We start from the raw sequence: 22702 nt of genomic DNA, 5'->3' as shown, positions 1-22702 counted from the left end.
GAGCCAGCTTTGCTGGCTCATTATTGTTTGTTGAAGTTATCGGCAGGCGGAGGCAAAACTTCATGCCGCGGCGGGATTAATCTGGAAATTATCCCTGCGTCGGCGCGCGGGGTTTTCGACGATGAAAAGGGCAGGAAATCGCAAAAGAGTCCGCTATAATAGCCGCCACTCCATTTCTGGTTTGATGATTAAAGGAAACCGACATGAGCTTGAATCTGGTCCCTGCTGGCAAAGACCTGCCGGAAGACATCTACGTAGTAATCGAAATCCCGGCCAACGCCGATCCAATCAAATACGAAATCGACAAAGAAACCGGCGCGCTGTTCGTTGACCGTTTCATGTCCACCGCGATGTTCTACCCGTGCAACTACGGCTACATCAACCACACCCTGTCTCTGGACGGTGACCCGGTTGACGTGCTGGTTCCAACCCCATACCCGCTGCAGCCGGGCTCCGTGATCCGCTGCCGTCCGGTTGGCGTGCTGAAAATGACCGACGAAGCCGGTGAAGACGCCAAGCTGGTTGCGGTGCCGCACAGCAAGCTGACCAAAGAGTACGATCACGTGAAAGACGTGAACGACCTGCCGGAACTGCTGAAAGCCCAGATCGCTCACTTCTTCGAGCACTACAAAGATCTGGAAAAAGGCAAATGGGTGAAAGTGGAAGGCTGGGCAGACGCTGCTGCGGCTAAAGCGGAAATCATCGCCTCCTTCGAACGCGCTGCCAAGAAGTAATTCCAGCCGCCGTCCGATGAAAAAACACCGCTCATTGAGCGGTGTTTTTTTTCTTACTGTTCTTCGAGACGCTTCAGCCAGTCACCGCTGGTAATTCGCGGGTAACCGTCCACGCTGTGTTTGTACAGGTAGATCCACGCACTCCCATAAGGCGTCTGAATCAGCTCGCGCTTATAGTCCTTGGTGTTGCTTTTCAGTTCGTCCAGCTCTGCCAGAATCGATGAGTTAATACGATACACCTCGCAATGTATCGTGCCCTCTCCAGGGATCGCCGCCGGGTAATGGCCCAGATTGTAAATCTGATAGCCTTCGAGCTCGTGCTCGCCGAGCCATTGGGCGTTGGTCATCCAATGGCTGTTTCCCTGTTTGCGTCGTAAACTGCCGTAGACAATTATTCGCATCGCTAAAACTCAAACTGATAGAGCAAATCTAATGCCTGGTCGAGACCAGACACCGCTTCAAGATACAACTTAGGCATCAGGCGATAACGCAACGTCAGCGTGGCCAGCGAGTCGAAAATGCCCACCCCATATTTTACTTGTAAGCCTGGGAGGACATAGCCGCTCACGACAACCTGGGAATTGTCGCCAACCCCTTGAGTGTCCAGAGCCAAATTACTCACGCCGAATGCCTCGCCGATTTTACCCACAAGTTGACCACTTTGTGCAACCCCCATGCCGATTAACATCGACGTCATGGCGTTGCCGTCGGCGCCTGAGCTGTTCAAGCCCTGGCCGCGCAGCAGATAAGACAGGGCTTCCTGTTGCGATTTGGCCGGATCGGAGAACACTTCCAGCTTCGGCGCATCCGCCAGGCCGGTCACGCGCACGCCGGCGGTCACGTCGTCCTCGGTGGATTCCGGGTTGCGGATCGCTTCGATATTGAGCAGCGGCTGATCCGGCGGGCCGGAGAACATCAGCTGCCCTTTACGCACGATCAAATCCTGACCATAAGCATGGAAGCGACCGGAAGGGATGTCAATCTGGCCATTAAGGCCCAGCCCTTTCTTGTCCTGTACCACTTTCAAATCACCCTTCAGGCGGGCTTTGAGGCCGAAGGCGTCCAGCCGCACGTCATTGCCGACGTGGATCATCAGGTTGCTGTTGATCGGAATCGAGGCGGTCTTCGGTTGAATCGGCTTCAGCTGGTCGTCCAGCATCACTTCGTCGGAAGAGACGCCCACCGCGCTTTCCGGCAGCTCCTGCACCGTGATGCGCGCCCAAGGGATGTCGACCTTGCCGTTGAGCGAGAACAGCTGCGGCGTGGCTTCGAACACCAGATCCGGCGACACGTCGATGCGGATCATCGGCGGCACCGTCACCCGCAGCTTGTCGCCCTTGGCGGCAATGCGCGCACGCCAGGCGTTGATGTCACGCCAGTCGGCATCGCCCGCCAGATTCAGCTGGCCGCGCGTGGTGCTGAGCAGCCCTTCCAGCGTCGAGGTCATGCCGTTGAAATTCACCGCCAGCCGCGCGTCGGTCATATCGAACGGCATCCAGTGGCCCTGCACCTTCGCCCGATCCAACGCCAGACGCCCGAACACCAGCGGCTTCTGCGCGCTGCCGCCCAGACGCAGGTTGGCGTTCAGCATGCCCGCCGCGCTTTCGCCCTTCATCAGCGCCGGGTTAATCAGCGCCAACGAAATGTTGGTGATATTGACGTTGCCGCTGATGGTGCGCCGCACCTGCGGATCCGCCACCTGGATATTGCCGTCGAACTGGCCGTTGTTGGTCAGTTTGATCCGCCAGTCGGCCTGCGCGCGGCCGTTGTTCAGACCGGCGTTGAGGGTCAGCGTATCGAAGGCGATCGGCAGCGCGTTGCCCTGCACCTGCTGCACCACCTTGACGCCGTTGCCGGCCAACGTGACCTTCGCCTCCGGCAGCGCGCCGCCCGGTTTCCAGCTGACGTCGGCCCGGCCGGTGAACACGCCGCTCAGGGCGGTCTCCGGGCCGAGGAACGGCTTGATCATCGCCAGATCGAACCGGTTGAGCACCACGCTGGCCTGGCCGCTCTGGCCGGCTTCGATGGTCTTCGGCACACACAGCTCGGCGTTCGGGTTCTGCCAACAGTGCGGCCCGATGCTGATTTTCTGCGCAGTGTTCAGGTAGTCCAGCGCGATGGCGCGCGTCAGGCGCCACTCCCCCACCGGCGTATCGAAGCGGGTATTGTTCAGATTGCCGCGCCAGCGCTGCTGCTGACGATCGAAGCTGCCCTGCAGCGCCAGCTGGCCGGAGACCGGCTTACCGTCGATCTTCAACTGCAGCTGATGCTGCTTCTCGCTGCCTTTGGCGTCGAGGGTCAGCAGGCTGACTTCCAGCGCGTCCTGCTTCAGTTGCTCGACGCGTACCGCCAGCTGCCCCTGGATCTGATCCGTGGAGCGCACGTCACCGTCGATCTTCACCCGGTTGATGCGCAGCGCCTGCCACTGCAAACCGGAGGCGGTCAAATCCGCCAGCAGCTGAGGTGCCTGCAGATTGCCGCGCAGCTTCAGCAGCCCTTTGGCGGTGCCGCCCAGGCCCGGCAGCGCGCCGTCCAGACGCGGTGCGTCGATGTTGGCGTCCAGGTTCCAGCTCTTCTCGTCCAGCTGTCCTTTGACGTTCAGCTGGTTGCGCCCCAACGTCAGATCGATGCCGGGGATTTTCCACTGCCCGGCGGCGTTGCCGCTCAGCGTGCCGCGCGCCGTGATCTTGTTCTGCTTCACGTTGCCGTCCAGCTGCAGCACCGGCACCTGCAGCTGCCAGCTGCCGCCGTGCAGGCTGCCGCGCGTGGTGATCTTGCCGTCGAGTTTCGCCGGCCATTCCGGCCACTGCTTGGCGGTATTGATGCCGCTCAGCGTCAATTGCGAGTTCCAGCTGATGGCCTTGCTCCAGTCCACCAGCGCGGTGAGATCGGTATTGCCCTGCAGCGCCGCCAGCCGCAGGCGCTCCAGCTTGAACTGCTCGACGTTGCCTTTGCCGTCCAGCGTCAGCACCGCCGGCGGCAGATCCTGACCTTTCAGATTGGCGCGCGTCGACAACGCATAGTCGGTCGCCTTGCCGTTAAAGCGCAGGCGGAAATCGTTAACCTGATACTGCGCCTCGCCGCTCAGCGGCCATTTCAGCTGTTTGCTCTGCAGCGTCAGCGCCAGCGGCAGGCCGGCTTCGGCCAGCCGGGTTTGCACATCAAGCTGGGCACCGACCGGGCCGGACAGATTCAGCGCGACCTTCAGCTCATCACGCAACCCGCCGCCGATGTTCAGCTTCACCTTTTCGCCCTTCAGCGGCTCGATGTTCAATGCGCTGTTGGCGGTGAGGGCCACCGGCCAATCGCCGGTCAGGGTCGCCTGCCCCTGCACCGATAGCGTGCCCTGCGGCGACTTCACGTCAAAGTTGTCCAGTTGGATATGCTGATCCTGCGTGCTGGCCTGCAGCAACAGACTCGTGATCAGCACGTCGGTATCGCCGGTCAAGCGCAGCTGTTCGCCGCTGATCTCTTTCACGGTGATATCCAGCGGCAGGCGGATGTCCGGCAGATCCGGCAACAGCGGTTTGGCGAACAGTTCCTTCAGCGTTTCGCCAAGCGGCTTCTCTTCCGGCGGCGGCGCCGGTTTCGCCGCGTCGGTAACCTGCTCACCGACCTTCTTCGCCACCTCGACCGCCGGTTGCACCGCTTCCGGCAACGGATTTTGCGGCGTTTTCGGCAAGGCGATCAGCAACGAGCCGATCTTGGTCGGCATCAGCGTCAACGCGCGCTCTTGCCACTGCGCGCCGGTGCGGAACTCGGCCAGAGAAATGGCGGTGTCGTCGACGGTGACCTTGACGTTGTTCAGCGCCAGCAGGCGCAGGGTGATCGGATAAGGCGTACTGAGATTGGTGGTCGGCTCACTGCTCTCCTCCACCGGCGCGGAGGGCGCCATCTCTTTGGTGTTCACCGCCACGTCCACGTCCTGAGCGGTCAAGGCGTTGACGCACAGCGAGCTGCGTTTAAAGCAGGAGAGATCGAGGGACAAATGGAATTGCCCGGCGTTGACCGTCACGCCCGGCATCTGATACTTCACGCCCTTCAGCGTCAGATCGCGCCAGCCGCCGCTGACGCCGGCGATCTCCAGCCCCGGCACCCAGCGCGCCGCGCCGTTGATGACCATATGCAAACCGGTGGTGGTTCCCACCAGAAAGGCCAGTCCGCCGATCAGCAGCAGCAGGACGACCAGAAATCCGAGACAAATCTTTTTAACCAGGCTCATAGTTCAGGCCCCAAACCGATGTAGAACTGCATCCCGTGAGTGTCCTTGTCTCCCACGGGCGCGGCGATATCCAGCTTCACCGGCCCCACCGGCGACTGCCAGCGCACGCCTACGCCGGCGCCGGTCTTGAAGTTGCTCTGCTTGATATCGTTCACCGCTTCACCGGAATCGACGAACATCGCCCCCCACCATTTGCCGGTCACGTTGTATTGATACTCCAGCGAGCCGGTCAGCATCTTGGAGGCGCCGGTCAGCTTGCCGTCGTCGCCGCGCGGCGAAATGTCTTTGTACTTGTAGCCGCGAATGCTGCGGTCACCACCGGCGAAGAAGCGCAAATCCGGCGGCACCTTGTCGAAGTCGTTGGTTTCTATCCATCCCACCTGCCCGCGCGCCACGAAACGATGCTTGTCGGCAAGCGTGCGGATCCAGACGTTCTGCGCCTGCATCAGCGCGAAGTCCACGCCGGAGCCCCAGGTGGTGTCGGATACGTCGATGGAGTAGCGCTGGCTGTCGCCCCAGGTCGGCATCAGGCCGCCGCGCGAGCGGGTGCGGTTGAAGCTGACGCCGGGATACAGCAGCATGGTGGTGTTGCTGACGTTGCCCTGGGTAAAGTTATCCCAGCGCCAGGTCAGGTTGATCGCCCGCTGCCAGCCGCTGGAGAGATCCCAGTTGCGCGAAGCCACCACTTTGGAGGTCACGGATTTGGTGTCGTTAAGATCGACGTTCTTGAGCCCGCCCTGCAGCAGGTAATACTGCTCCAGCGGATTCTTCAACAGCGGGATCTTATAGGTCAGATCCAGCTGCTGCTCCGGCGCCGACACGCTGGCGCTGGTTTCCAGGCTGTGGCCGCGATCGTTGAGCCAGGGCTTTTTCCAGGTGCCTTTCACCCGCGGGCCGACGTCGGTGGAGTAACCGATACCGGTTTCGATGGTATTGCGCGTACGCGGCGTTACCAGCGCGTCCAACGGCAAAATCTTGTTCTCTTTGGCATCGTTGAAATCAGGGGACACCACCACCGAGTTGAACCAGTTGGTGGCGGACAAACGGCGGTTCAGCTCGGCCAAATCCTCCGAACTGTAGTAATCCCCCTGATGAAAGGGCACCAGATTTTGCAGATAGTCTTCGCGGATTTGCGAACCGGTGAATTTCACCTTGCCGAAGCGGTAACGTTCGCCGCTGTTGAAATCGATATCCCAAAACGCCTTGTGCAGATCTTCTGCCACGCCGAGCTGGCTTTTGGTCATGTCGGCGTCGAAGTAGCCTTTGCGCAGCGCCAGGCCGGTCAGCGAGCCTTTGAAACTGTCATACTTGCCGTGGTTGAGGATCTCGCCGATGGTCGGCCGATCCTTCTTTACCAGCGCCAGGTAGTCCTCATCGCTCTTCGCGCCGCCTTCCAGCACGATGTTGGCGCCGGCGATGCGCACCGGTTCGCCCGGATTGACCTTGGCATGCAGCACCGGACGCGACATCCCCGGCCGATCGTCCAGCGTAAACTCGATGGTCGGCTGGTAATAACCGAGCGCGCGCAGCCCCTGGCGCACCGCCTCATCCACCCGTGCGCGAAAGCGACCGTCGGTGCCGACCTCTTCAGGCGTGATCGACGACAGCCGCACCCGGACGTTTTTTTCCAACTCTCCGCTTAACCCCTCCACCTGCAGCCGCACGTTGGCCGCATAGGCTGCAGGTGCCGCAAGCAACACAGATATCAAGCACATGACCGGGTACTTTGGCACGTGTTCTCCTTATTGATTTTACTTTCCTGTTATGGTGTTCGCTCCGGGGCCAGGGCAGACTCCGCGCTATCATGACGGCAGCCCTCTTCAACCTTCTTCCGGACGCCGCCCGCTGCGCTTTGCCGCCGCGCAACAGGCGAATTCTTCACTTTTGGCGCTCAAAATACTGCGTTAAGCTTATACAAAATCCCACTTGCCGCTTATTGTGGGCAAAGACGCGGTGAGATACAACCGAACCGCCGCCATGTAGGGTCAATTCTTACTGTGACAACAGGAGTCAACCGTGGTGCCATTTTTTGATAAATCACAAACCGTCGATAAGGCAAGCGCGCTGCCTGGCCGCACCACGCCAATGCCTGTCGCAACGCTCAACGTCGTCACCGAACACTCGATGACTCAGGTGCCGGCCGGCATGGAAGTGGCGATCTTCGCCATGGGCTGTTTCTGGGGCGTTGAGCGTCTGTTCTGGCAACAGCCGGGCGTCTACAGCACCGCCGCCGGCTACAGCGGCGGCTACACGCCGAACCCGACCTACCGCGAAGTGTGCAGCGGCCAGACCGGCCACGCCGAAGTGGTGCGCGTGGTGTTCGATCCGCAGGTCGTCAGCTACAAGCAGCTGCTGCAGGTGTTCTGGGAAAATCACGATCCGGCGCAGGGCATGCGCCAGGGCGGCGACGTCGGCACGCAGTACCGCTCGGCGATTTACACGCTGAGCCCAGAGCAGCAGGCCGAGGCGGAAAGCAGCCTGCAACGCTTCCAGCAGGCGATGGCGGCGGCGGGCGACAAGCGCGTCATCACCACCGAGATCGCGCCGGCGCTGCCGTTCTATTATGCGGAAGACGATCACCAGCAGTACCTGTTCAAAAATCCGGAAGGTTACTGCGGGCTGGGCGGCATCGGCGTTTGCCTGCCGCCGCAGGGCTGATCCGATGCCGGCCGGCGGCACTTTTTTAACCGCTGGCGGCCCCTGTGGGGCAACTGCTATACTGTGCGGGCCGCTTCTGCGGCCCGATAGCTTCCCTTCTGGTTGTTATCGCTGCTTTTTTTACTATGTACTACCCTTCCTCAAGAGCGCCGGCATCCCGTCGGCACGTATGGATAGATTATGTTAAACAGTATTTTACTGATTCTTTTTCTGATCGCGGTGAGTGCGTTTTTCTCACTGTCGGAAATCTCTCTGGCCGCCTCGCGCAAGATCAAACTGAAGCTGATGGCGGACGAAGGCAACATCAACGCCGCCAGAGTGCTTAAACTGCAAGAAACCCCAGGCATCTTCTTCACCGTGGTGCAGATCGGCCTGAACGCCGTGGCCATCCTCGGCGGTATCGTCGGCGACGCGGCGTTTTCCGGCACCTTCCAACAGTTCTTTATTCGCTTCCTGTCGCCCGAACTGGCGGAACAGGTCAGCTTCATCTGCTCCTTCGTGCTGGTGACCAGCCTGTTTATCCTGTTCGCCGATTTGACCCCGAAGCGCATCGGTATGATTGCACCAGAGACGGTCGCCGTCCGGATCATCAACCCGATGCGTTTCTCCATCATGATCTTCCGCCCGCTGGTGTGGTTCTTCAACGGCATGGCCAACCTGATCTTCCGCATGTTCAAGCTGCCGATGGTGCGTAAAGACGACATCACCTCCGATGACATCTACGCGGTGGTGGAAGCCGGTGCCCTGGCGGGCGTGCTGCGCAAGCAGGAGCACGAGCTGATTGAAAACGTGTTCGAACTGGAGTCGCGCACCGTGCCGTCTTCGATGACCTCGCGCGAAAGCGTGGTGTACTTCGATCTGCGCGAAAGCGAAGAGAGCATCAAGGAGAAGGTCTCGACCCATCCGCACTCCAAGTTCCTGGTGTGCGACGGCCATATCGATCAGGTGGTAGGTTATGTCGATTCCAAAGACCTGCTGAACCGCGTGCTGGGCAACCAGAGCCTGGTGTTGAGCAGCGGCGTGCAGATCCGCTCGGCGCTGATCGTGCCGGACACGTTGACGCTGTCCGAAGCGCTGGAAAGCTTCAAAACCGCCGGCGAAGACTTCGCGGTGATCCTCAATGAATATGCGTTGGTGGTGGGCATCATCACCCTTAACGACGTGATGACCACGCTGATGGGCGATCTGGTCGGCCAGGGCCAGGAAGAGCAGATCGTGGCGCGCGACGAAAGCTCATGGCTGATTGAAGGCGGCACGCCGATCGACGACGTGATGCGCGTGCTGGATATCGACGAGTTCCCGCAGGCGGGCAACTACGAAACCATTGGCGGCTTTATGATGTACATGCTGCGCAAGATCCCGAAACGCACCGACTTCGTCAAATACGCCGGCTACAAGTTCGAAGTGGTGGATATCGACAGCTACAAGATAGATCAGCTGCTGGTCACCCGGCTGAGCGACAAACCGGTGGCGGTGCTGCCGAAAGCGCCGGACGACACGCCTGCGGCCTGACGGCGCGAAGGACAAAAACATCAGCGGCCCCATCGGGGCCGCATTTTTTTACCGCTGTCAGCGCCGTGTTCAGCCGACCTCGGCCTGCAGCAGCTGCACCTGGCGGTTCACTTCGGACATCACGCTGAAATGGCGCTTGTCGCGAATCTTCGGCGGCAGGATTTTCCCCTCGTCGAATTCAAATGCGCCCACGTCCTTGATATACAGCCTTCCGCGAAACAGGGTCTTAACGTACTTCGCCACTTTCAAAGGGTTATAACGCTGGAAGATTCTCATTCTTTTACGCTCCTCCCGTTGATCCATGCGCTCAGCGAGCCGCCAAAGGTGGCAGCCTCGAAATTCAGAACGCAACTTGATTGCATGTAGTAGACCCAGTAAAGACCAGATCGTTCACTTCCGCCCGGTGATCTGCACTGGATTTACACTTTTTGACAGAATTGTATATGATGATTTATAACGTTTTCAGGATATCCCTTCAAAATCTGATGATTAGCGAACCAAGGGAAAAACTGCGATCCGGTTAACAGGACAGACCTCTTATCACATCCTATGCTTTAGGCTGTCGAAGTGCTGTCGCACAAATTCCCCCATTTACAAGGAGAAAGCATGAAAACAAGTCGCATGCTGATGGTATCCCTGCTGCTCGCCCCGCTTTTCGCTTCCGCGCACAACTTCCAGCTCCAGCAGCGCGTGGCGCCGGTTGGCGTCAGCGATAAAGGAGAGCTCAATTACGCTGACGGTAATTTTAGCTACCAGAATTGGAACAGCGCGCAGCTCAGTGGAAAAGTGCGGGTGATACAGCACATTGCCGGTCGCAGCTCCGCCAAAGACATGAACGACCCACTGATTGAAGCGATTAAGAAGGCGAAACTACCACACGATCGTTACCAAACGACGACAATCGTCAACACCGACGATGCCCTGATGGGCACCGCCATGTTCGTGCGCAGCAGCATCGAAGACAGCAAGAAAGAGTTCCCGTGGTCGCAGTTTATCGTCGACAGCGACGGCAACGTGCGCAAAGCCTGGGATCTGCAGCCGAAAGGTTCCGCCATCGTGGTGCTGGATAAGCAAGGGCGCATTCAGTTCGCCAAAGACGGCGCGCTGACGCCGGAAGAGGTGCAGCAGGTGATGTCCAAGCTGCACCAGCTGTTGGCGAACTAACTCAGAACAGCGACACCCGGAAGCCGGGGTTGAGGAAAGATTCACGCGGGGTATAGAGCAACGGCTTGCCCTGCCAATCGTGAATTTGCGCCCCGGCGGCCACCGCCACCGCGTGTCCTGCGGCGGTATCCCAAATATTAGTTGGCCCGAAGCGCGGATAGAGCTGCGCCTTGCCTTCCGCCACCAGGCAGAACTTCAGTGAGGAACCGACGGACACGGTCTGATGCTCGCCCAGCTGCTGCAGATAGTCTTTCAATTCGTCGTCGATATGCGAGCGGCTCACCACCACCAGCGGCGGATGCGCGTTGCTGACGCCGATCGCCTGCCGCACGCCCTTCTCTTCTTTCCAGGCCTTGCCGCGCTCCGCCAGGTACAACACGTCGATCGCCGGGGCGTACACCACGCCCATCACCGCCTGCCCGTCTTCAATCAGGGCGATATTGACCGTGAACTCGCCATTGCGATGCAAGAACTCTTTGGTGCCGTCCAGCGGATCGACCAGCCAGTAGCGCGTCCAGTTGCAGCGCTCTTCCCACGCCGGCGGATCCTCTTCCGACAACAGCGGCACCTCCGGCGTCAGGGCCGCCAGGCCGCGCTTGATGATGTGATGCGCCGCCAGATCGGCCGCCGTCACCGGTGAGTCATCTTTTTTCTTTGCGACATCAAGCGGTTGTTCACCGTCGTACACCGCCATGATCGCCGCCCCCGCCTCGCGGGACAGTTGGCAAATTCGCTCTAACATCATGCACCTCAACTCTGCATCTCCGTGGGAAATTTCCCTCTGTCTCTGCTAGCAGACTAGTTTTTTTTACGCCGAATATCCATCTCAACCGGCTAAGCCGCGGGAATTCCTCAGATCTTGTTGGGCACAACTGTGAACTTCCCCGCGTTACCCGCCGCCTTTTTCTGCCACACTTCACAGTTTACTGTGGCAAGCAGTGTTAATTACATTTCCCTCTGCGATAACACTCGAATAATGGAATGGAGAGAACCCCAAATGATGAAGCATCCACTGACGCTATCCGCGCTTGCGCTGCTGGTGTGCGCCTCGGCGCAGGCGGCCACCGTCGATCTGCGCGTGCTGGAAACCACCGATCTGCACAGCAACATGATGGACTTCGATTACTACAAGGACACGCCGACCGACAAGTTCGGCCTGGTGCGCACCGCCAGCCTGATCCAACAGGCGCGCCAGCAGGCCGCCAACGCGGTGTTGGTGGATAACGGCGACATCATTCAGGGCAGCCCGCTCGGCGATTACATGGCGGCCAAGGGGCTGAAACCGGGCGACGTGCACCCGGTCTATAAGGCGATGAACACGCTGGACTATGTGGTCGGCAACATCGGCAACCATGAGTTCAACTACGGGCTGGACTACCTGAAGAACGCCATCGCCGGCGCCAAATTCCCGTATATCAACGCCAACGTCATCGACGCCAAAACGCAAAAACCGCTGTTCACGCCGTACATCATCGTCGATACGCCGGTGAAAGACCGCGACGGCAAGGCGCATACGCTGCGCATCGGCTACATCGGCTTCGTGCCGCCGCAGATCCTGGTGTGGGACAAAGCTAACCTGCAGGGCAAGGTGACGGTGGACGACATCACCGCCACCGCCAAACGCTACGTGCCGGAAATGCGTAAACAGGGCGCCGATCTGGTGGTGGCGATCCCGCATTCCGGGCTGTCCAGCGAGCCTTACAAGGCGATGGCGGAAAACTCGGTCTATTACCTCAGCCAGGTGCCCGGCATCGACGCCATCATGTTCGGCCACGCCCACGCGGTGTTCCCGAGCAAGGACTTCGCCAACATCAAAGGCGCGGATATCGACAAAGGTCTGCTGAATGGCGTACCGGCGGTGATGCCGGGCCAATGGGGCGACCATCTCGGCGTGGTCGATCTGCAGCTCAACAACGATGGCGGTAGCTGGAAAGTGACCGCCGCCAAAGCGGAAGCGCGGCCGATCTACGACAAAGAGAACAAGAAATCGCTGGCGGCGGAAGATGCCGCGCTGGTGAAGGTGTTGGCGGACGATCACAAGGGCACGCGCGAGTTCGTCAGCCAGCCGATCGGCAAATCCGACGGCAACATGTACAGCTACCTGGCGCTGGTGCAGGACGATCCGACGGTGCAGATCGTCAACAATGCGCAGAAGGCCTACGTTGAACATTACATTCAGGGCGATCCGGATCTGGCCGATCTGCCGGTGCTGTCGGCGGCGGCGCCGTTCAAGGTCGGTGGCCGCAAGAACGATCCGGCCAGCTTCGTCGAAGTAGAAAAGGGCCAACTCACCTTCCGCAACGCCGCCGATCTCTATCTCTATCCCAATACGCTGGTGGTGGTGAAGGCCAGCGGCAAAGAGGTGAAAGAGTGGCTGGAGTGCTCCGCCGGCCAGTTCAACCAGATCGACGTCAACAGCGCCAAGCCGCAAGGCTTGATCAACTGGGACGGCTTCCGCACCTATAACTTCGACGTGATCGACGGCGTCAACTACCAGATCGACGTCAGCCAACCGGCGCGCTACGACGGCGAATGCCAGCTGATCAACGCTAAGGCGGAGCGCATCAAGCAGCTGACCTTCAACGGCAAGCCGATCGATCCGAACGCCACCTTCCTGGTTGCCACCAACAACTACCGCGCCTACGGCGGCAAATTTGCCGGCACCGGCGACAAACACATCGCCTTCGCTTCGCCGGATGAGAACCGTTCGGTGCTGGCGGCCTACATCAGCGCCGAAACCCAACGGCGCGGCGCGGTGCATCCGCAGGCGGACAACAACTGGCGTTTGGCGACCTTCAGCAGCCAGCAGCCGCTGGATATCCGCTTCGAGACCTCGCCTTCGGACAAAGCGACGAAGTTTATCAAAGAGCACGCCCAATACCCGATGAGCGCCGCAGGCAGCGACAGCATCGGCTTCGCGGTTTATCGCATCGATTTAAGCGGTAAGTAACTCACTGTCACTGGCCGGCTCGCCCGGCCATTCATCGCCCGTTTGCGCGGCGCATAAAATAAGGGCGCCACGAAGGCGCCCAGAGTAATCCTCGGTGGGATTACAGGATTTCCAGCAGCTCGACGTCGAACACCAGCGCGCTGAACGGCGGGATGGACGCGCCTGCGCCACGCTCGCCGTAGGCCAGGTTGTGCGGGATATACAGCTGCCATTTGGAACCGACCGGCATCAGGGTCAGCGCTTCGATCCAGCCTGGGATCACGCCGCTGACCGGGAATTCTGCCGGCTGGCCGCGTTCAACCGAGCTGTCGAACACGTCGCCGTTGATCAGACGGCCGGTGTAGTGCACACGCACGCGATCCTGACGGGACGGGATTGGGCCGTTGCCCTGCTCCAGTACGGAGAACTGCAGGCCAGACTCGGTCAGCGTCACGTCGTCGCGCTTGGCGTTGTCGTCCAGGAATTTCTGGCCTTCAACGGCCATCGCCTGCTGGCGCTCGCGGCGCACCGCATCCGCACGCTCGTGGATTTCACGCAGCGCACGGTGCACCACGTCTACCGGAACCGCCGGGGCATTCCCTTCCAGCGCGTCGCGCAGACCCGCCAGCAAAGCTTCCGGTTGCAAACCTTCCAGCCCGGACTCTTGCAGCTGCTGGCCGACCTGTAAACCAATCCCGTAACTTGCTTGCGCTTCAACGCTGTCAAAAGAAGGGGTTGTCATGGGGTTTTCCTTAAGTCTGTAAAAAGTCGAAAGCGCAGCATAACAGCGCGTCAATGCCGGGTAAAATCTTGTGTGGAGAATGATGACTTTTGTCGTAGAAAAAGAAACAATAACCTTCTGTTAACGCCCGCAGCCGCAAACCCCGGCCCTGCCGCTCAGCCGCCTTTCACTTCAATCAGTTAGCGGACTATACTGAAAGCAGGATATCGGGCAGGCGACGCGCTTGCCGCGCCGCGCTTATTATTACGCCGTCGAAGAGAGGTCACCATGGGCAGAATCGCGCCCAGGAGAAGGAAAACCACCCGCATCTACCAGCCGCTGCTGCGCACCTGGCTGAACATCAGCCAGCGCCTGAAACCCGGCACCGCACCCACGCAGGAAGACGCGGAGTCGCCATCGGAACCGCCGTCGGCCAACGACAAGATGCAGCGGGTCAAAGCGCTGCTGGCCAAAGTCTGGCATCTGCCGGACGGTTTCCATTGGATGGAACCACTGCCCTACTTTCACCGCCGCTGGGTGCTGATCTTCGGCATCATCCTGCTGTTGGCGTTGCTGTGGCCCTACTCGCCCGAAAGGCAGCCGTTCCCGGTCTCTCAGCAGGAAACCAGCGTGCCGCTGCAGGCTGAGCTGCAAAACGGCGGTGGCGGCGCCACGCCGGCCAACGAACCGACGCCGGCGGGCAACTGGCAGCGTTATCAGATCCAGCCCGGCCAGACGCTGGCCCAGCTGTTTCGCGACAACAATCTGCCGGTGAATGAAGTGTTCGCCATGGCGCAGGTGGAAGGCGGCGACAAGCCGCTGAGCAACATGAAAGCCGGTCAGGAAGTGCGCATCGAACGCGACGCCAACGGCGTGATTAACGCGCTGTCGGTCACCACCGTGGACAACAGCCAGGCGCTGTTCCGCCGCCAGGCCGACGGCAGCTACCGCCGGGAACGTTAATCGCTAAAGCTGCGCCAGCAGAAACTCGCGCAGCACCACGCCCTGGTTGTGCGCGGTATCTTTGCTGCCATACAGCAGCGTCAGCGCCTCCCCCTGCCGCAACAGCGCCACCAGCGGCTGCCAGGCGTCGTTGGCCGCCAGCTGTTGGCGGTAACGCGCCTCGAAGGCTTCCCACTGGTCGGTATGCTGATGGAACCACTTGCGCAGCTCGTCATCCGGCGCCACCTGTTTCAACCACTGCACGCCCGCCAGCCTCTCCTTGCTGATGCCGCGCGGCCATAGCCTGTCTATCAGATAGCAATGCGCCGGCGCCGGCGCGCTGAAGTCGTAAACCCGCTGTAGCGTAATCGTTGCCATCACACGCTCTCCCTTTTCATCCCGTCTTCAAGCGTAGCGCGTTTTGCCGGGCGCAGAAAAGCAAAACGCCAGCGCGAGGCTGGCGTTTTAACCGGGTTAACAGCAGCGTAAATTACGCTTCTGCAACCACAACTACATTCAGCTGTGCGAACACGTCGCTGTGTACCTGGAAGTGCACTTCGTGCTCACCAGTGGTACGCAGAACGCCGTTCGGCAGACGAACTTCGCTCTTGGCAACTTCAACGCCTGCCGCAGTCACTGCGTCAGCGATGTCGCGGGTGCCGATAGAGCCGAACAGTTTACCTTCGTCGCCAGATTTGGAAGCGATGGTCACTGAACCCAGTTCGTTGATCTTGGTTGCGCGAGCTTCAGCAGCAGCCAGAACGTCAGCCAGTTTGGCTTCCAGTTCAGCACGGCGTGCTTCGAAGAACTCAACGTTTTTCTTGGTAGCAGGAACAGCTTTGCCCTGTGGTACCAGGAAGTTACGAGCGTAGCCCGCTTTAACGTTAACTTGATCACCCAGGCTGCCCAGGTTTGCTACTTTATCAAGCAGAATAACTTGCATTACCTTATCCTCTCAAAGTCGTTAATGGACAGTGGCCGATTACTGATGACGATCAGTGTACGGCAACAAAGACAGGTAGCGCGCGCGCTTGATAGCACGGGCCAGCTGGCGCTGATATTTTGCACGAGTACCGGTGATACGGCTCGGTACAATTTTACCACTTTCGGTGATGTAGTTTTTCAGCGTAGCGATGTCTTTATAGTCAATCTCTTGAACGCCTTCCGCGGTGAAACGGCAGAACTTGCGACGACGGAAATAACGTGCCATTTGGCTAGTCTCCAGAATCTATCAATTCAATCTGCTCGGCATGCAGAACCAATTTGCTCAGCCCGTTGCGCCCTTGATGGCAGCTTACAAAGCCTTGCACGGTAATCTGACTGCCGACCGTTAATCTTTGAGTTAGTGCTTGTGACTGTTGTCCGCTGACAACCACGGGCATTCGGCACCATGCTTGTCTGCTGAATCCGGCTTCCATCTGCTGCGAACGGTGCTCTAGCACAAATTGGCAGTGCGGTATCCCGGAAGGACTCACTTTTCGAACCGGCGCCTTGCACACAGTGCCCGACAAAACCAGACGATTAGCCGTCACGGCGGCAATTACTCTTCAGAATCCCCAGCATCTGCATCATCTGCGGTTTCGTTAGCGAAGTCTTCGCGGCGATCGCCACGACGTTCGTCTTTCGCTTTAACCATCGGAGATGCTTCAGTTACCGCGTGCTTAACGCGCATAACCATGCTGCGGATAACGGCGTCGTTGAAGCGGAAGTTAGTTTCCAGCTCATCGATCGCTTCCTGCGGCGCTTCAACGTTCAGCAGAACGTAGTGAGCTTTGTGCAGTTTGTTGATCGGATAAGCCAGCTGACGGCGGCCCCAGTCTTCCAGACGGTGAATCTGACCTTGCGCGTTAGTGATGGTAGCACTGTAACGCTCGATCATGCCCGGAACCTGTTCGCTTTGGTCAGGATGGACCATAAAAACGATTTCGTAATGACGCATCGAATTGCTCCTTACGGATTATTCAGCCTCCTGTCAGGGTCAACCGCGGCCCATGGAAGCAAGGAACGTGTTTAGTGTGCGGCTGAAAAATGACGCGTAATCATACTGACGCAGGGCGGGAAACTCAAGGACTGCGTGGGTTTTATTCGCGTTATTGAGAGGGGGTATGGGAAATAGCACGATTTGCTGGCGGGGAAACCTATGTACGCCGATCCATCAGTTTCAAAAATCTTTCAATGAAATCAGCGCTAAGTCACAAATCTATTTCATTTTTTTTGAAAGAGGCCATCAAAACGCCCCGCTTTTTAATCCGCCGCAACCGACTAAAATTAACCTTATCCGCCGCAGACAGCGCGACGAAAAAGATTCCAGGTTATTCAATGCAGATAAATGACTTTTTGCCGCAGCGACACTCGCTGTCAGGCCGTAACGGCAAAAAGTAAGAGAGGCACTATGAAACGCATCATTCTCGCGACGGCGCTTGCCGCCCTGTTCTCCGCCAACGTGATGGCCGCGACGGAGATCTCCTCACACCAGGCCGATCAACGCCAGAGCGTTGGCTTCGTCACTCTGAACCAGAACGTGGTCTCGCCGGATGACGCCAGCAGCCAGGTCAGTAAAATCGCCGATCAACGCGGTGCAAGCTCTTATCGCATCATCGCCCTGCACGAACCGGGCGACAACAGCACGATGCACGTCAGCGCCGAGCTGTACCGTTAAAAAGACGCGCCACGCCAGGGAAATCCCCAGGGCTTCATCAGAAAGCCCGTTCAGTCCGCACCGGAGCGCCGCCTGTCGGGCGCTCCACTTCCTCACCCATCACAGTTTGAGCAACGTCGGCGCGCTGAACGCCTTGCCCGGATTGTGCAATTGCAGCGCCATCCGCAGATAGTTTGTCCGTGCCTGCAGCAGTTCGGCGCTTTCCTCCAGCGTCGCCCGCTGCTCAAAGGAGAGCGAGCCGGCCTTCGGGGTTTGCGCGGCCGCCGCTTTCGGCGCGGAGGCGAACAGCGCCGTCATGTTTTGCACCGTATGCGCGGTGATGCGCGACAGCGGATTTGCCTTGTTTTGCCGCGCCTTGCCGTCGGCTGCCCCCAGCATCTCACTGAAGGCCATTGAGTTAAGATCGGCGCGCGCTTTCATCGTTCCCGCCAGCCCGCGCGCTGTCTCGGCCGTATTGCTGATACCCTTTATCATGCTCTCCGCTCCTTGCCGCCCCTGAAAGAATTCACGCTGACATTCTCCTCCGCCATGCGTCAAACAATGACCGAAACAGCCTACAGAGAGCACCGCAATTCCACGCATCGCGCCCGGAGGCGCATTACAATTCGCGGCGAAAGAAATCGGTGGTGGCGGACAGCGCCAGCGGCGTGATGCGATGCTTCACGCCCGGCTCGACGAGCGATGTCAAACGGCCGTCCGCACCTTGCTGCCGCAGTTCAGCCGCCAAACGCAGGCTGTCCGCCGCCGGCACCACGTCGTCCGTCTCGCCGTGCCACAGCAGCAGCGGCCGCCCTGCAATCTGCGCCAAACGTCCTTCCAGCTCATACTCCGCCAGCACGGCGGTGCGCGCCGCAAACGCCGCCGGCGAGAGCGCCTCGCCCGTCTCGCCCAACGGCGGATACAGCGTTTGCGCCAGCGCACGGTAATAGCCGGAGCCCATCAGGCTGGCGGCCGCACGGATCCACGGAAAGCGCGCGAAGGCTCCAAGCGCGGTCATGCCGCCCATTGAGGCGCCGGCGACGCCGATGCGGCCGTCGGCGATCAGGCCAAGCCGCTCAAAATGCGCGTTGATCTGCGGCAGTTCGTCGATATTGCTGCGCAGGATCTCCCAGAATGACGCCAGGCGCCGCGCCTCATCGCCGTCGAATCGCTCGCCGTGCCGATCGGCATCCGGCAACACCGCCCGAAAACCGGCGCGTGCCAGCGCATAGGCGAAATAAGCGTACACCTCTTTCGACGAGGTATAGCCATGGCAGAAGAACACCGTCGGCAGCGGCCGATGATACTGCCCCGCCGGCACCGCATGGATCACCGCGATATCGCCAACCCGCTCGTCATGAATTTCGATCATCCGTTCATCCTCAACTCACCTGTTGGCATTCATCATGACAAACTTGCGCGAAGCAGCGTTAGCTCAATCTGTTACAGCTTATATTGCGTTACACTGAAGCCATCGCACCGGCGCTTACGAGGTTCCCATGACGTTTGTCCGCACACTCATTACCCTGACGCTGGCCGCACAGCTTTCCGCCTGCGGCATCATGACCACCACGCCGAAACCGCCGCCGCCCCCCACCGCTCAGGCGCAGGAGATCGTTCGCGCGCAGACCGCCGAGCTGGTGAAAATGGGCACCGTCACCGCCGTGGTGCGCGGCAGCCCGATGGACGTGGAAGCGGAGATCCAACGCAAGGCCACCGCCGCCGGCGCCCGTTATTACGTGATCATCATGAACAGCGAAACCGTCGTGCCGGGCCAATGGTATTCCCAGGCGATCCTGTATCGCTAAGGCGGGGATTTTTTAAGCAGCTTTACACTGGCTTTGCACTGGCTGAAGAAGGGTGTTGCACACTGAGGGACAGCATGCCGCATGTTGCGGGTGTCGATTCAGGATCTGACGAAGGGGAACGCCATGAAACGCTCCACCGCACTCACCTCCCTCTTGCTTTCCATGGGATTGCTCAGCACCGGCGCACAGTCCGCCGAGCTGGCGCCCGCCGATCGCGTGACGCCGCTCAGTGAAATCGCCGAGATCACCTTCAACGATTTGCCCGGCTCACCGCAGGAGGCGGAACTGGCCATCGCCCGCACCGCCGACCAACACGGCGCCAGCTATTACCGCATCCTGCGGATGGAAGAGCAGGCGCACCCGCTTGGCTGGCGCGCCTCGGCCATCTTATACCTTTAGTAGCTCATGCAGGCCGCATTCAACACCCCGCCGCTGACGGAGACGCCCCCCAGGAAAATCCCGGCGGCCAGGTGATTCGCTTCTATCTTGTCGCTGATGCGCGGCATGTAGATCTTCACGGCGGCGAACAGCAGCAGTTGCACCACCAGCGCCACCACGCCCCACAGCAGGTAATCCAGCAGGCTGATCGAGTTGATCGCCGCGCTGGCCAGCGGGATCACATATCCCAGGCAAGCGCCGATAAAAGCAAAGGCGGCGGATTGATTATCGGCCTTGATCAGCGCCCATTCGTCGTGCGGGGTGATGCGGGTATAGACGAACAGAAACACCAAAATCATGGCGAAACCGCTGAAGAAATAAGAGGCGAACGCCGCCAACGCGCTGAGAATATCCATGTGCATTTTCCTGTCAGAGTGAGGCTGAATTAAAAAGGTTTTCGCCGCCGGGCGCCACCCTTTTCCCTAACCGCCGATGGCGCGGTTCAGCAGCAGTTCGCACGCCTCGGCCGAAAGCAGGCTCTCGCCACGGTGATCCAGCGTCAGATGACACCAGGCGTCGGCGATCAGCGGGCTGGCGTGCTGCAGCAGCTGCGCGGCGCAGCACAGGTCGAACAGCTGTTGAGTCAGCAGCCGCCCCATCTCCTCGCTCGGTTGCCGGGCACGCTGCTGCCACTGCCGCCAGGCGTGATCGAACAACCGATTCTGGCCGCGCACCGGCTGCAGCTCGAACTGCAACATCTCGAGCGCGCCCGGCAGTTTATGCAGACTGCGTAACACGTCCAGACACATGATGTTGCCGGAGCCTTCCCAGATGCTGTTCACCGGCATTTCACGGTACAGGCGCGGCAGCTCGCTCTCCTCGCAGTAACCGATGCCGCCCAGCACCTCCATCGCCTCGGCGATGAACGGCATGCCCTGACGGCAGATGCTGTATTTGGCCGCCGGGGTCAGCAGCCGGCTGTAGATCAGTTCGCCTTCATTGCTGCGGCTCTCCCAGGCGCGGGCCAGCCGGAACAGCAACGCGGTATGCCCTTCCAGCCGCAGCGCCATGCGCGCCAAGACCTGGCGCATCAGCGGTTGTTCTATCAACAATTTGCCGAACGCCTGCCGCTGCAACGCATGATACAGCGCCACCGACAGCCCGCGGCGCATCAGGCCGTGGCTGCCCAGCGAACAGTCGAAGCGGGTCAGGCCGCCCATCTTCAGGATATGCCGCACCCCGTCGCCCTCATCGCCCAGCAGCCAGGCCGTGGCGTCCTGAAACTCCACCTCGCTGCTGGCGTTGGAGCGGTTGCCCAGCTTGTCTTTCAACCGCTCAAGGCGAATGGCGTTGCGGCTGCCGTCCGGCAAAATACGCGGCAGGAAGAAGCAGGACAGCCCACCTTCGGCCTGCGCCAGCACCAGGTGCGCATCGCTTTGCGGCACCGAGAAGAACCACTTGTGCCCCACCAGCCGGTAGGCTTCGCCCGGCCCGCGCGCGCCGAGCGGCGTGGCGGTGGTGGTATTGCTCAAGACATCGGAGCCGCCCTGTTTCTCCGTCATGCCCATGCCGATCAGCAGGCCGCGTTTTTGCCCGCCCGGCAGCAGATGAGCGTCATAACGATCCGACAGCAGCGGCGTCAGCCAGGAGCGAAACTCGGCCGGTAATGCCTGCAGCAGCAGCGGCGTGGCGCCGAAGGTCATGGTCACCGGGCAGAGCGTGCCGGCTTCGACCTGCGCATGCAGCATAAAGCGCGCGGCGCGCGCTACGAAGGAACCGATGCGCGCATCCTCCTGCCAGGGCAGGTTGTGCACCCGGTTGGCGATCAGCCCCTGCATCAGGATATGCCAGGCGGGATGAAAGCGAACGTCGTCCAGCCGCTGGCCGGTGGCGTCGTAGCGCAGCAGCTCCGGCGGGTTGGCGTTGGCCAGCCGCCCCAGCTCCAGCGACTCCTGCGTGCCGAGCTGCTGGCCCAGCGAAGCCAATACCTCGGCGTCCCAACCGCCCTGCTCGCGCTGCAACGCTTCGCGCAGCGGCGTATCGGAGAGAAACAGGTTGCTGTTGCCCAGCGGCTTGGGTTGGTTAAAAACGGTGTGCGTAGTCCAGACCATGAGAGTGCTCCCTGAAAAAAGCGTCAGGGGTAAGTATGGTCGGCGCAGAGATTTCTGCCGCAGGCGGGATCACAAGAGGGGGAATTAACGGGAGCACGGCGCCCCCGTCAGAAGAATCAGCCGCGCTGGCGCACCGCTTCGAACAGGCAGATGCCGGTGGCGACCGACACGTTCAGTGAAGAGACGGTACCGGCCATCGGGATGCTGATCAGCTCATCGCAGTGTTCGCGGGTCAGGCGGCGCATGCCTTCGCCTTCCGCGCCCATCACCAGCGCCATCGGGCCGGTCATTTTGCTCTGATACAGCGTATGGTCGGCTTCGCCGGCAGTGCCCACCACCCAGACGTTCATTTCCTGCAGCAGGCGCAGCGTGCGCGCCAGGTTGGTCACGCGGATCAGAGGTACGCTCTCGGCGGCGCCGCAGGCCACTTTCTTGGCGGTGGCGTTCAACTGGGCGGAACGATCGCGGGGCACGATCACCGCGTGCACGCCGGCCGCATCGGCGCTGCGCAGGCAGGCGCCGAGGTTATGCGGGTCGGTCACGCCGTCCAGCACCAGCAGGAATGGCGTTTCCACGCTCTCCAACAGCCCCGGCAGATCGTTCTCCTGATACTGACGCCCTTCGCGCACCCGGGCGATGATCCCCTGGTGCACCGCGCCTTCAACCTTGTCATCCAGCCATTGGCGGTTCGCCACCTGGATCACGATGCCGGTCGCTTCCAGCTCGGCGATCAGCGGCTGCAGGCGGCGATCTTCGCGGCCTTTCAGGATAAACACTTCCAGGAAGCGTTGCGGATCGCGCTCTAACAGGGCTTTGACGGCGTGGATGCCGTAAATAATTTCGCTCATGATGCTCTTTTAAAGTCGTGCGGCCGGCGATAACCGG

Annotated in this window: 25 protein-coding genes; 9 read left to right on the top strand and 16 right to left on the bottom strand. The window is 60.1% G+C overall.

The features are described from left to right. Positions 1–203 precede the first annotated feature (203 nt). Positions 204–734 carry an inorganic diphosphatase gene (gene ppa, locus ACJ8PE_RS17985; RefSeq protein ID WP_004933594.1) on the top strand — a complete coding sequence of 177 codons (531 nt, stop codon included), beginning with the start codon at positions 204–206 and terminating at the stop codon, positions 732–734. Between the two features lie 53 nt (positions 735–787). Here the strand turns inward: ppa and ACJ8PE_RS17980 are convergent, their stop codons facing one another. From ACJ8PE_RS17980 to tamA, 3 genes are read right to left on the bottom strand one after another with little or no spacing between them, the layout of a single operon-like run. After that, the gene (locus tag ACJ8PE_RS17980) at positions 788–1135 is read right to left on the bottom strand and encodes a gamma-glutamylcyclotransferase family protein (protein WP_025159589.1); all 348 of its coding nucleotides are present in this window, start codon (positions 1133–1135) and stop codon (positions 788–790) included. Positions 1136–1137: 2 nt separating this feature from the next. Continuing rightward, on the bottom strand, positions 1138–4956 hold the full coding sequence (gene tamB, locus ACJ8PE_RS17975) for an autotransporter assembly complex protein TamB (protein ID WP_197793297.1): 3819 nt from the start codon (positions 4954–4956) through the stop codon (positions 1138–1140). Further along, positions 4953–6671 (bottom strand): autotransporter assembly complex protein TamA, encoded by a 1719-nt coding sequence (gene tamA / locus ACJ8PE_RS17970; RefSeq protein ID WP_232099426.1) that lies wholly within the window; start codon positions 6669–6671, stop codon positions 4953–4955. Before tamA ends, tamB begins: the two co-directional genes overlap by 4 nt. Before the next feature lie 304 nt (positions 6672–6975). Between tamA and msrA the strand changes: the two genes are divergently transcribed. Both msrA and ACJ8PE_RS17960 read left to right on the top strand, forming a co-directional pair. Further along, the gene (gene msrA, locus ACJ8PE_RS17965; protein WP_089195519.1) at positions 6976–7614 is read left to right on the top strand and encodes a peptide-methionine (S)-S-oxide reductase MsrA; all 639 of its coding nucleotides are present in this window, start codon (positions 6976–6978) and stop codon (positions 7612–7614) included. 180 nt (positions 7615–7794) lie between these two features. Further along, positions 7795–9126: a hemolysin family protein gene (locus ACJ8PE_RS17960; protein WP_197793295.1), complete on the top strand. Its 1332-nt coding sequence runs from the start codon at positions 7795–7797 to the stop codon at positions 9124–9126. Positions 9127–9195: 69 nt separating this feature from the next. Here ACJ8PE_RS17960 and ACJ8PE_RS17955 read toward each other — a convergent pair whose 3' ends face one another. Then, a complete protein-coding gene (locus tag ACJ8PE_RS17955; RefSeq protein ID WP_197793294.1) occupies positions 9196–9402 on the bottom strand; it encodes a DUF1107 domain-containing protein in 207 nt (68 codons plus the stop codon). A gap of 330 nt (positions 9403–9732) precedes the next feature. Between ACJ8PE_RS17955 and ACJ8PE_RS17950 the strand changes: the two genes are divergently transcribed. Next, positions 9733–10290, top strand: coding sequence for a YtfJ family protein (locus tag ACJ8PE_RS17950; protein ID WP_025159587.1), 558 nt, complete (start codon positions 9733–9735; stop codon positions 10288–10290). Between the two features lies 1 nt (position 10291). On the opposite strand, the gene cysQ is transcribed toward ACJ8PE_RS17950, so the two are convergent. After that, a complete protein-coding gene (gene cysQ / locus ACJ8PE_RS17945) occupies positions 10292–11032 on the bottom strand; it encodes a 3'(2'),5'-bisphosphate nucleotidase CysQ (RefSeq protein WP_197760363.1) in 741 nt (246 codons plus the stop codon). 255 nt (positions 11033–11287) lie between these two features. On the opposite strand from cysQ, the gene ACJ8PE_RS17940 reads away from it, so the two are divergent. Next, positions 11288–13240 carry a bifunctional 2',3'-cyclic-nucleotide 2'-phosphodiesterase/3'-nucleotidase gene (locus tag ACJ8PE_RS17940; protein ID WP_404769133.1) on the top strand — a complete coding sequence of 651 codons (1953 nt, stop codon included), beginning with the start codon at positions 11288–11290 and terminating at the stop codon, positions 13238–13240. A 100-nt stretch (positions 13241–13340) separates the two neighbouring features. Here the strand turns inward: ACJ8PE_RS17940 and fklB are convergent, their stop codons facing one another. Beyond that, complete coding sequence (gene fklB / locus ACJ8PE_RS17935; RefSeq protein ID WP_004933618.1) at positions 13341–13961, bottom strand: FKBP-type peptidyl-prolyl cis-trans isomerase; 621 nt, start codon at positions 13959–13961, stop codon at positions 13341–13343. A 267-nt stretch (positions 13962–14228) separates the two neighbouring features. Here fklB and ACJ8PE_RS17930 point away from each other — a divergent pair, with 267 nt between their 5' ends. Further along, the gene (locus ACJ8PE_RS17930; RefSeq protein WP_197793292.1) at positions 14229–14903 is read left to right on the top strand and encodes an OapA family protein; all 675 of its coding nucleotides are present in this window, start codon (positions 14229–14231) and stop codon (positions 14901–14903) included. A 3-nt stretch (positions 14904–14906) separates the two neighbouring features. Here ACJ8PE_RS17930 and ACJ8PE_RS17925 read toward each other — a convergent pair whose 3' ends face one another. The 5 genes from ACJ8PE_RS17925 to rpsF form a co-directional block, all read right to left on the bottom strand. Then, complete coding sequence (locus ACJ8PE_RS17925; protein WP_033641634.1) at positions 14907–15260, bottom strand: DUF488 domain-containing protein; 354 nt, start codon at positions 15258–15260, stop codon at positions 14907–14909. A gap of 112 nt (positions 15261–15372) precedes the next feature. Beyond that, entirely contained in the window at positions 15373–15825 is a 453-nt protein-coding gene (rplI, locus tag ACJ8PE_RS17920; protein ID WP_004933629.1) for a 50S ribosomal protein L9, read from the bottom strand. 39 nt (positions 15826–15864) lie between these two features. Continuing rightward, on the bottom strand, positions 15865–16092 hold the full coding sequence (gene rpsR / locus ACJ8PE_RS17915) for a 30S ribosomal protein S18 (protein WP_000135199.1): 228 nt from the start codon (positions 16090–16092) through the stop codon (positions 15865–15867). A 4-nt stretch (positions 16093–16096) separates the two neighbouring features. Continuing rightward, the gene (gene priB / locus ACJ8PE_RS17910) at positions 16097–16414 is read right to left on the bottom strand and encodes a primosomal replication protein N (protein WP_049233092.1); all 318 of its coding nucleotides are present in this window, start codon (positions 16412–16414) and stop codon (positions 16097–16099) included. Between the two features lie 8 nt (positions 16415–16422). Then, on the bottom strand, positions 16423–16821 hold the full coding sequence (gene rpsF, locus ACJ8PE_RS17905) for a 30S ribosomal protein S6 (RefSeq protein ID WP_004933634.1): 399 nt from the start codon (positions 16819–16821) through the stop codon (positions 16423–16425). A gap of 453 nt (positions 16822–17274) precedes the next feature. Here rpsF and ACJ8PE_RS17900 point away from each other — a divergent pair, with 453 nt between their 5' ends. Continuing rightward, positions 17275–17541 carry a DUF1471 domain-containing protein gene (locus ACJ8PE_RS17900; RefSeq protein ID WP_033638913.1) on the top strand — a complete coding sequence of 89 codons (267 nt, stop codon included), beginning with the start codon at positions 17275–17277 and terminating at the stop codon, positions 17539–17541. A gap of 99 nt (positions 17542–17640) precedes the next feature. On the opposite strand, the gene ACJ8PE_RS17895 is transcribed toward ACJ8PE_RS17900, so the two are convergent. Beyond that, positions 17641–18015, bottom strand: coding sequence for a hypothetical protein (locus ACJ8PE_RS17895; RefSeq protein ID WP_197760324.1), 375 nt, complete (start codon positions 18013–18015; stop codon positions 17641–17643). Between the two features lie 124 nt (positions 18016–18139). Next, positions 18140–18892, bottom strand: a complete 753-nt coding sequence (gene yjfP, locus ACJ8PE_RS17890; protein ID WP_033641630.1) for an esterase — start codon at positions 18890–18892, stop codon at positions 18140–18142. A gap of 127 nt (positions 18893–19019) precedes the next feature. Here yjfP and bsmA point away from each other — a divergent pair, with 127 nt between their 5' ends. Both bsmA and ACJ8PE_RS17880 read left to right on the top strand, forming a co-directional pair. Then, positions 19020–19328 (top strand): biofilm peroxide resistance protein BsmA, encoded by a 309-nt coding sequence (gene bsmA / locus ACJ8PE_RS17885; RefSeq protein WP_197793289.1) that lies wholly within the window; start codon positions 19020–19022, stop codon positions 19326–19328. 123 nt (positions 19329–19451) lie between these two features. Further along, entirely contained in the window at positions 19452–19727 is a 276-nt protein-coding gene (locus tag ACJ8PE_RS17880) for a DUF1471 domain-containing protein (protein ID WP_025305027.1), read from the top strand. Here ACJ8PE_RS17880 and ACJ8PE_RS17875 read toward each other — a convergent pair. From ACJ8PE_RS17875 to rlmB, 3 genes are all read right to left on the bottom strand, one after another. Beyond that, entirely contained in the window at positions 19724–20122 is a 399-nt protein-coding gene (locus tag ACJ8PE_RS17875) for a DUF350 domain-containing protein (RefSeq protein ID WP_015376394.1), read from the bottom strand. The two genes, ACJ8PE_RS17880 and ACJ8PE_RS17875, sit on opposite strands and share 4 nt — an antisense overlap. A 66-nt stretch (positions 20123–20188) precedes the next feature. Then, positions 20189–21817: an isovaleryl-CoA dehydrogenase gene (locus ACJ8PE_RS17870; protein WP_117187861.1), complete on the bottom strand. Its 1629-nt coding sequence runs from the start codon at positions 21815–21817 to the stop codon at positions 20189–20191. Between the two features lie 116 nt (positions 21818–21933). Beyond that, on the bottom strand, positions 21934–22665 hold the full coding sequence (rlmB, locus tag ACJ8PE_RS17865) for a 23S rRNA (guanosine(2251)-2'-O)-methyltransferase RlmB (RefSeq protein WP_149571042.1): 732 nt from the start codon (positions 22663–22665) through the stop codon (positions 21934–21936). Positions 22666–22702: the final 37 nt, after the last annotated feature.

The sequence above is a fragment of the Serratia sp. CY74737 genome (assembly GCF_052166775.1).
Classification (GTDB): Bacteria; Pseudomonadota; Gammaproteobacteria; order Enterobacterales; family Enterobacteriaceae; genus Serratia; species Serratia ureilytica.
Note: the sequence above shows the minus strand (reverse complement) of the source record. Positions and strands in the feature narration are given on the sequence as shown.

Coding starts and splice junctions, on each gene's coding strand:
- ppa (WP_004933594.1), top strand. CDS start 204: ATGAGCTTGAATCTGGTCCCTGCTGGCAAAGACCTGCCGGAAGACATC.
- ACJ8PE_RS17980 (WP_025159589.1), bottom strand. CDS start 1,135: ATGCGAATAATTGTCTACGGCAGTTTACGACGCAAACAGGGAAACAGC.
- tamB (WP_197793297.1), bottom strand. CDS start 4,956: ATGAGCCTGGTTAAAAAGATTTGTCTCGGATTTCTGGTCGTCCTGCTG.
- tamA (WP_232099426.1), bottom strand. CDS start 6,671: ATGTGCTTGATATCTGTGTTGCTTGCGGCACCTGCAGCCTATGCGGCC.
- ACJ8PE_RS17960 (WP_197793295.1), top strand. CDS start 7,795: ATGTTAAACAGTATTTTACTGATTCTTTTTCTGATCGCGGTGAGTGCG.
- ACJ8PE_RS17955 (WP_197793294.1), bottom strand. CDS start 9,402: ATGAGAATCTTCCAGCGTTATAACCCTTTGAAAGTGGCGAAGTACGTT.
- ACJ8PE_RS17950 (WP_025159587.1), top strand. CDS start 9,733: ATGAAAACAAGTCGCATGCTGATGGTATCCCTGCTGCTCGCCCCGCTT.
- cysQ (WP_197760363.1), bottom strand. CDS start 11,032: ATGTTAGAGCGAATTTGCCAACTGTCCCGCGAGGCGGGGGCGGCGATC.
- ACJ8PE_RS17940 (WP_404769133.1), top strand. CDS start 11,288: ATGATGAAGCATCCACTGACGCTATCCGCGCTTGCGCTGCTGGTGTGC.
- fklB (WP_004933618.1), bottom strand. CDS start 13,961: ATGACAACCCCTTCTTTTGACAGCGTTGAAGCGCAAGCAAGTTACGGG.
- ACJ8PE_RS17930 (WP_197793292.1), top strand. CDS start 14,229: ATGGGCAGAATCGCGCCCAGGAGAAGGAAAACCACCCGCATCTACCAG.
- ACJ8PE_RS17925 (WP_033641634.1), bottom strand. CDS start 15,260: ATGGCAACGATTACGCTACAGCGGGTTTACGACTTCAGCGCGCCGGCG.
- rplI (WP_004933629.1), bottom strand. CDS start 15,825: ATGCAAGTTATTCTGCTTGATAAAGTAGCAAACCTGGGCAGCCTGGGT.
- rpsR (WP_000135199.1), bottom strand. CDS start 16,092: ATGGCACGTTATTTCCGTCGTCGCAAGTTCTGCCGTTTCACCGCGGAA.
- rpsF (WP_004933634.1), bottom strand. CDS start 16,821: ATGCGTCATTACGAAATCGTTTTTATGGTCCATCCTGACCAAAGCGAA.
- ACJ8PE_RS17900 (WP_033638913.1), top strand. CDS start 17,275: ATGAAACGCATCATTCTCGCGACGGCGCTTGCCGCCCTGTTCTCCGCC.
- ACJ8PE_RS17895 (WP_197760324.1), bottom strand. CDS start 18,015: ATGATAAAGGGTATCAGCAATACGGCCGAGACAGCGCGCGGGCTGGCG.
- yjfP (WP_033641630.1), bottom strand. CDS start 18,892: ATGATCGAAATTCATGACGAGCGGGTTGGCGATATCGCGGTGATCCAT.
- bsmA (WP_197793289.1), top strand. CDS start 19,020: ATGACGTTTGTCCGCACACTCATTACCCTGACGCTGGCCGCACAGCTT.
- ACJ8PE_RS17880 (WP_025305027.1), top strand. CDS start 19,452: ATGAAACGCTCCACCGCACTCACCTCCCTCTTGCTTTCCATGGGATTG.
- ACJ8PE_RS17875 (WP_015376394.1), bottom strand. CDS start 20,122: ATGGATATTCTCAGCGCGTTGGCGGCGTTCGCCTCTTATTTCTTCAGC.
- ACJ8PE_RS17870 (WP_117187861.1), bottom strand. CDS start 21,817: ATGGTCTGGACTACGCACACCGTTTTTAACCAACCCAAGCCGCTGGGC.
- rlmB (WP_149571042.1), bottom strand. CDS start 22,665: ATGAGCGAAATTATTTACGGCATCCACGCCGTCAAAGCCCTGTTAGAG.